Annotated in this window: 3 protein-coding genes; all 3 read right to left on the bottom strand. The window is 70.7% G+C overall.

Translation table 11 applies throughout. The features are described from left to right. Positions 1–166 precede the first annotated feature (166 nt). The 3 genes from mfd to ACZ6AA_RS20865 all read right to left on the bottom strand — a co-directional run bounded on the left by mfd (position 167) and on the right by ACZ6AA_RS20865 (position 7,367). A complete protein-coding gene (mfd, locus tag ACZ6AA_RS20875) occupies positions 167–3,721 on the bottom strand; it encodes a transcription-repair coupling factor (protein ID WP_468482522.1) in 3,555 nt (1,184 codons plus the stop codon). 275 nt (positions 3,722–3,996) lie between these two features. Continuing rightward, positions 3,997–6,582, bottom strand: coding sequence for an ABC transporter permease (locus ACZ6AA_RS20870; RefSeq protein ID WP_471459366.1), 2,586 nt, complete (start codon positions 6,580–6,582; stop codon positions 3,997–3,999). Beyond that, positions 6,579–7,367, bottom strand: coding sequence for an ABC transporter ATP-binding protein (locus ACZ6AA_RS20865; protein WP_030360651.1), 789 nt, complete (start codon positions 7,365–7,367; stop codon positions 6,579–6,581). Before ACZ6AA_RS20865 ends, ACZ6AA_RS20870 begins: the two co-directional genes overlap by 4 nt. Positions 7,368–7,573 lie beyond the last annotated feature (206 nt).

Raw genomic sequence — 7,573 nt, 5'->3', positions numbered from 1 at the left:
ACGTCCGGTACGTCCCCCCCCCTCCCGGCCGCGTCCCTGTCCTAGCGCTTCGCCCTCCTCCCCCCCCCCCCCCCGCCCCCCCCCCCCCCCTCCCCCCCCCCCCCCCCCCCCCCCCCCCCGCCCCTCCCCCGGGCCGCGCGCCCCATCCCAGGGCCTGCCCCAGGCCCTATCCCAGTACGGACGTCAGGAACTCCCCGACCCAGGCAAGGAGTTCGCGCCCGACCAGCGGCTTGCCGCCGACCTTCGCGGTCTTCGGGCGCGGCACCAGGACCTGGTGGGTGGCGGGCTTGATGACCGTGCCGGGGTAGAGGCGCTTGAGGCGCAGCTCCTGGGACTCGGCCAGCTCCACGGGCGCGAAGCGGATGTTGGTGCCCTGCAGGACGATCTCGCCGACCCCGCACGCCCGCGCCAGCATGCGCAGGCCCGCCACCAGGAGGAGGTTCTCCACCGGCTCCGGCAACTTGCCGTAGCGGTCGGTGAGTTCCTCGCGCACCGCCTTGATGTCCGCCTCCGTGTTGGCGGAGGCGATCGAGCGGTACGCCTGGAGGCGCAGGCGCTCGCCGGGGGCGTAGTCGTGCGGGACGTGCGCGTCGACCGGCAGCTCGATCTTGACCTCCAGGGGCGGCTCCTCCTCCACCCCGCCCTCAAGCGACGCGCGGTAGTCGGCGACGGCCTCGCCGACCATGCGGACGTAGAGGTCGAAGCCGACGCCCGCGATGTGGCCGGACTGCTCGCCGCCGAGGAGGTTTCCGGCGCCGCGGATCTCCAGGTCCTTCATCGCCACGTACATGCCCGCGCCCATCTCCGTGTGCTGGGCGATCGTCGCGAGGCGCTCGTGGGCGGTCTCGGTCAGCGGCTTCTCCGGCGGGTACAGGAAGTACGCGTAGCCGCGCTCGCGGCCACGGCCGACGCGGCCGCGCAGCTGGTGCAGCTGGCTCAGGCCGAAGTTGTCGCCGCGCTCCACGATGAGGGTGTTGGCGTTGGAGATGTCGATGCCGGACTCGACGATCGTCGTCGAGACGAGCACGTCGAACTTCTTCTCCCAGAAGTCCACGACGACCTGCTCCAGGGCCTGTTCGGACATCTGGCCATGAGCGGTCGCGATGCGCGCCTCGGGCACGATGTCGCGCAGCCTGGCCGCCGCCCGGTCGATGGACTCGACGCGGTTGTGGATGTAGAAGACCTGGCCCTCGCGCAGGAGTTCCCTGCGGATCGCGGCGCCGATCTGCTTCTCCTCGTACGGCCCGACGAAGGTCAGGACCGGGTGCCGCTCCTCCGGCGGGGTCGTGATCGTCGACATCTCGCGGATGCCGGTCACGGCCATTTCGAGCGTACGGGGGATGGGGGTCGCCGACATCGTCAGGACGTCGACGTTCGCGCGCAGCTTCTTGAGCTGCTCCTTGTGCTCGACGCCGAACCGCTGCTCCTCGTCGACGATGACCAGGCCCAGGTCCTTGAACTTGGTCTCGGAGGAGAACAGGCGGTGGGTGCCGATGACGATGTCCACCGAGCCGTCCCGCAGCCCCTCCAGGGTCGCCTTGGACTCGGTGTCCGTCTGGAAGCGGCTGAGCGCCCGGACGTTCACCGGGAACTGCGAGTAGCGCTCGGAGAACGTGCCGAAGTGCTGCTGGACGAGGAGCGTCGTGGGCACGAGGACGGCGACCTGCTTGCCGTCCTGGACCGCCTTGAAGGCCGCGCGGACCGCGATCTCCGTCTTGCCGTACCCCACGTCGCCGCAGATCAGGCGGTCCATCGGGACCGACTTCTCCATGTCCTCCTTGACCTCGGCGATGGTGGTGAGCTGGTCGGGCGTCTCCGCGTACGGGAAGGCGTCCTCCAGCTCGCGCTGCCAGGGCGTGTCCGGGCCGAAGGTGTGGCCGGGAGCCGCCATCCGCGCCGAGTACAGCTTGATCAGATCCGCGGCGATCTCCTTGACCGCCTTCTTCGCGCGCGCCTTGGTCTTCGTCCAGTCGGCGCCGCCGAGCCGGTGCAGGGTCGGGGCCTCGCCGCCCACGTACTTGGTGATCTGCTCCAGCTGGTCGGTGGGGATGTAGAGCCGGTCGCCGGGCTGGCCGCGCTTGGCGGGGGCGTACTCCACGACCAGGTACTCACGGGTCGCGCCCTGGACCGTGCGCTGCACCATCTCGATGTAGCGGCCGACGCCGTGCTGCTCGTGGACGATGTAGTCGCCCGGTTCGAGGGTCAGCGGGTCGATGGTCTTGCGGCGCCGGGCGGGCATGCGCTGCCCGTCCTTGCCCGCCGCCTTCTGGCCGGTGAGGTCGGTCTCCGTGAGGACGGCGAGCTTCAGTGCCGGGTCCACGAAGCCGTAGTCGATGGAGCCGCACGCCACGTGCACCACGGACGGGGTCAGCTCGGTGAGGTCGGCGTCGAGGCGGGCCGCGATGCCCTCACCGCCCAGGACCTCGGCGGTGCGGGCGGCCGGGCCGTGGCCCTCCGTGACGTACACCGTGCGCCAGCCGTCGGCGATCCAGCCCTTGGTGTCGGCGAGGGCCTTCGCGGTGTCCCCGCGGTACGTCTCCGGGGCGTGCATGCCGAGCTTCAGGGTGTCGGCGTCCGCCAGGTCCTCCGGCTCGGGCGTCTCGTCGGCGGCGAACGGGCTCACCGACCACCACATCATGCCCAGCTCACGGGCCCGGTCCCGGACGTCCGCGATGCCCCACAGCGAGGCCGCGCCCACGTCGATCGGGGCCTGGCCGCCGCCGGCCGTCGCCGCCCAGCTGGCCTGCAGGAACTCCTGGCTCGTCGCCACCAGGTCCGCCGCGCGCGTGCGCACCCGCTCCGGGTCGCAGACCAGCGCCATCGAGCCCTTCGGCAGCACGTCGAGCAGCAGCTCCATGTCGTCCACCAGGACCGGGGCCAGGGACTCCATGCCCTCGACCGCGATGCCCTCGGCGATCTTGCCGAGCAGCTCGCCCAGCTCCGGGTGCTGCTCCGCCAGCGCGGCGGCCCTTCCCCTGACCTCCTCGGTGAGCAGCAGCTCGCGGCACGGCGGCGCCCACAGGCCGTGCTCGGCGATCTCCAGGGAGCGCTGGTCGGCGACCTTGAAGTAACGGATCTCCTCGACGTCGTCGCCCCAGAACTCCACCCGCAAGGGGTGCTCCTCGGTGGGCGGGAAGACGTCGAGGATGCCTCCTCGTACAGCGAACTCGCCGCGCTTCTCCACCAGTTCCACGCGCGCGTACGCCGCCGCGGCCAGGGCCTCGACCGTCTCGTTCAGGTCCGCCGACTCACCCGTGCGCAGCGCCACCGGCTCCAGGTCGCCGAGGCCCTTGACCTGCGGTTGCAGCACGGAGCGCACCGGCGCCACGACCACCGACACCGGGCCCGTCTCCGGGTCGGCGGCGTCGTCCAGGCGCGGGTGCGCGAGGCGGCGCAGGACCGCGAGGCGGCGGCCGACGGTGTCCGAGCGGGGGGAGAGCCGCTCGTGCGGCAGCGTCTCCCACGACGGGTACTCCACGACCCCCTCCGGCGGCAGCACCGTCCGCAGCGCCGCGGCCAGGTCCTCGGCCTCGCGGCCCGTGGCCGTCACCGCGAGGACCGTGCGGCGGGCCTCCCGCGCGAGGGCCGCCACGGCGAAGGGGCGGGCGGCCGGGGGACCGACGAGGTCGATGTGGTGCCGGTTGCCGTCGGCCGCGGCCTTCACCGCTTCGGTGAGGGCCGCGTCCTCGACGACGACGTCCAGCAGTCCGTGCAGGCTCATGAAGGGGCATCCAGTCCGGGGCGTAGAGCGGGGGCAGAGAACGATGCGGACAACGCGAACAGCCCGACTCGTCGCACGGGCCGGGGGTGTCCAGGGTACGACGGCCGGGCGGCGCTCACCTTCTGGCGCGGGGTGGCGGGGCCCTGCCGGGGGCTCCTTGATCCCGCCCCTTCCCGAACGCCGGACAGGCTGACCAGGGTCCGGGCAACGCAAGGGCCGGGGTCAGGGGAACATTCCCCTGACCCCGGCCCTCCCCCGTTCCCCCGTCGCGGTGGCTAATCCGTGGCGATCGCGTTCAGGACGTTCATCCGGCCCGCCCGGAAGGCGGGGATCAGCGCGGCGAACAGTCCCACGAAGGCCGAGCCGATGAAGACCGTGACGATCGTCGGCCAGGGGATCTCCAGGACCTTCAGGCCCTCCAGGGCGAGCAGCTTCTGGGCCGTGGCGCCCCAGCCCATGCCCAGGCCGAGGCCGAGGAGGGCGCCGAAGAGGGCGATGACCACCGACTCCAGACGGATCATGCGGCGCAGCTGGCGGCGGGAGAGGCCGATGGCCCGCATCAGGCCGATCTCCCGGGTCCGCTCGACCACCGAGAGGGCGAGGGTGTTCACCACGCCCAGGATGGCGACGATGATCGCGAGGCCGAGGAGGCCGTAGACCATGTTCAGCATCTGGCCGACCTGGTCCTTCAGGCTCTGCTTGAAGTCGGTCTGGTCCTGGACCTTGTACTGCGGGTAGGCCGCCAGGGCGTCCTTCAGCGCCTTGTACGCCTGGTCCTGCTTGCCCTCGGCCGCCTTGGCGAAGGCGATCTCGGTCTGCGGCATCCGGTCGGCGGGCACATAGCGCTCGACCGTCGCGATGTTCACGTACATCGCGCCCTTGTCGAACGACCCGTCCTCCGACGTGATCGCGGCGAGCTTCAGCTCGGCGGTGCGGCCGTGGTCGAAGGCGACCTTCAGCTCGTCGCCGACCTTCAGGTGGTGCTTCTTGGCGAAGTCCTCGCCCACCGACATCGCGTTCCTGCCGTAGGCGGCCGACTGCTCACCGGCGACGGTGTCGCGGCGCAGGTCCTTGGCGTACGTCGGGTCGGCGGCGCTGAGCTCCGCGCCCTTGCTGGTCTTGCCGTCGGGCAGGGTGAGGTCGGCCTTGATCTCCTTGTTGCGGGTGAAGTGCGCGATGTACGGAGTCTTCTTCAGCTTCTGCTCGGCCTTGGCCGTGAGGCTCTGCGAATCGGCCTGGATGATGAAGTCCGCGCCCACCGACTTGTCCAGCTCGTCGGTGGCCGAGGCGACCATCGAGGAGCCGACCACGGAGAGGCAGGCCACCAGGGCGAGGCCGATCATCAGGGCGGCGCCCGTGGCACCCGTGCGGCGCGGGTTGCGCAGCGCGTTCCGCTCGGCCATGCGGCCGACGGGGCCGAACATCCGCAGGATCACCGCGCTGATGACGCGGACCACGAAGGAGGCGAGGACCGGGCCGATGACCACGAAGCCGATGAGGGTGAGGACGACGCCGCCGCCCAGGAACAGGGAGCCCTCGCTGGCCTTGTCCGCCTGCCCCGCGGTGTAGAGACCGAAGCCTCCGGCGCCGGTGAGGACCAGGCCGATCAGGGCGCGCAGGGCGCTGGACTTGCCGTCGGCGGGCGTGCCCACTTCGCGCAGCGCGGCCATCGGGGAGACCTTGCCGGCCCGGCGTGCCGGGAGATACGCGGCGAGGACGGTGACGATGATGCCGAGCGCCATGCCCGCCACGGGGGTCGTCCAGGCGATGGTGAGGTCCTTCGTGGACAGCTCCATGCCCACGCCGGACATCAGCTTCATCAGGCCGATCGCGAGGCCGATGCCCGCGCCGACGCCGAGGACGGAGCCGATGACACCGAGGAGCAGCGCCTCGACCAGGACCGAGCGGTTGACCTGCTTGCGGCTGGAGCCGATGGCCCGCATCAGGCCGATCTCGCGGGTGCGCTGGGCGACCAGCATCGAGAAGGTGTTGATGATCAGGAAGATGCCGACGAGGAAGGCGATTCCGGCGAAGCCGAGCATCGCGTACTTCATGACGTCCAGGAAGCCGCTGACGGACTTGCGGTTGTCGTCGGCGCTCTCCTTCTGCGTCTTGACCTTGTACGCCGAGGCGTCCCCGGCCAGCGTCCTGGTGACGTTCTCCTTCACCTGCTGGTCGCTGAAGCCGCTCGCGGCGGTGACGCTCAGGTGGGTGAACCGGCCGGTGGCGCCGAGCAGTTCGCGCTGGGCGGTCGCGGTGTCGAAGTAGAAGACGGCCGCGCCGGGGTTGGTCACCTTGAAGGTGGCGATGCCGGAGATCTTCGCCTTGAAGTCACCGGCGGCGGTGATGGTGCGCAGCTCCTCGCCGATCTTGAGGCCGTGCTTGTCGGCGGTGTCGGCGTCGACCATCACCTCGGTGGGTCCGCGCGGGGCGTGCCCGGAGGTGATCTCCATGGAACGCAGGTCGTTCTTCGTCCAGTTGCCCGCGAGGGTGGGGGCGCCGGAGGACGGGCCCATGTTCTTGTTGTCGGAGTCGGCGACCGTGACGCTGTCGCTGGTGATGGCGCCCTCGACGGACTTCACGCCGTCGGCCTTCTTCACCTGGGCGATGGCGGCGGCGGGCAGCGACTCGGGCTTGCCCGTCTTCGGCCCGTCGTCACCGGCGTCGCCTGCGCCCTTGGGCTGGACGGTGACGTCGGACGCCGTCGCCGCGAAGAGCTTGTCGAAGGTGGTGGACATCGTGTCCGAGAAGACGAGCGTGCCGCACACGAAGGCCACCGAGAGGACCACGGCGATCGCGGAGAGCGCCATGCGTCCCTTGTGCGCGAGGAAGTTGCGCATGGAGGTCTTGAGGACGGTCATGACGTGCGCCCCCGGGCGTCGAAGTGCTTCATGCGGTCCAGGACCTGGTCCGCGGTGGGGTTGTACATCTCGTCGACGATGCGGCCGTCGGCGAGATACAGCACCCGGTCCGCGTACGAAGCCGCCACCGGGTCGTGGGTGACCATCACGATGGTCTGGCCCAGCTCGGTCACCGAGCGGCGCAGGAAGCCGAGGACCTCGGCGCCGGCGCGGGAGTCCAGGTTTCCGGTCGGCTCGTCGCCGAAGATGATCTCCGGGCGGGACGCCAGGGCGCGGGCCACGGCGACGCGCTGCTGCTGGCCGCCGGACAGCTCCGTCGGGCGGTGCTTGAGGCGCCCGGCGAGGCCGACGGTCTCGACGACCTGGTCCAGCCAGCCGCGGTCGGGCTTGCGGCCCGCTATGTCCATCGGGAGCGTGATGTTCTCGATGGCGTTGAGCGTCGGCAGCAGGTTGAACGCCTGGAAGATGAAGCCGATCCGGTCCCTGCGCAGCTGCGTGAGCTTCTTGTCCTTCAGGCCGGTGATCTCGGTCTCGTCCAGATAGATCTGCCCGGAGGAGACGGTGTCGAGGCCCGCGAGGCAGTGCATCAGCGTGGACTTGCCGGACCCGGACGGGCCCATGATCGCGGTGAACTGCCCGCGGGCGATGTCCACGTCGATGTGGTCGAGGGCGACGACCCGGGTCTCGCCGGTGCCGTACGCCTTGACGACCTGGCGTGCCCGAGCCGCCACGGCCGTACGCCCTCCAGTACCCCCGTGCCTGGGAGTGGTCACAGCCGTTGTCACGGTAAGTCTCCTATGTGGGTGAAGAGATGAGCCCGATCACATGCCGCTCGCTCACACTGATCAGTCTGGTCCGCGGGGGGTGTCCGGCGCCCTGGTGCGCAGCGCAGTCTTTTCCTGGGGAAAACCCCACCCCCGAAGCTGAGGTTCGTCTCAGTGCCGCGGGCCCGTGCTCCGTGCCCCGCGGCATAAAGCCAATCTAAGGACCA

It is taken from the genome of Streptomyces sp. NPDC040610 (assembly GCF_055594065.1).
The sequence above is the reverse complement of the archived record's forward strand: the minus strand, read 5'-3'. Positions and strand labels throughout refer to the sequence as shown.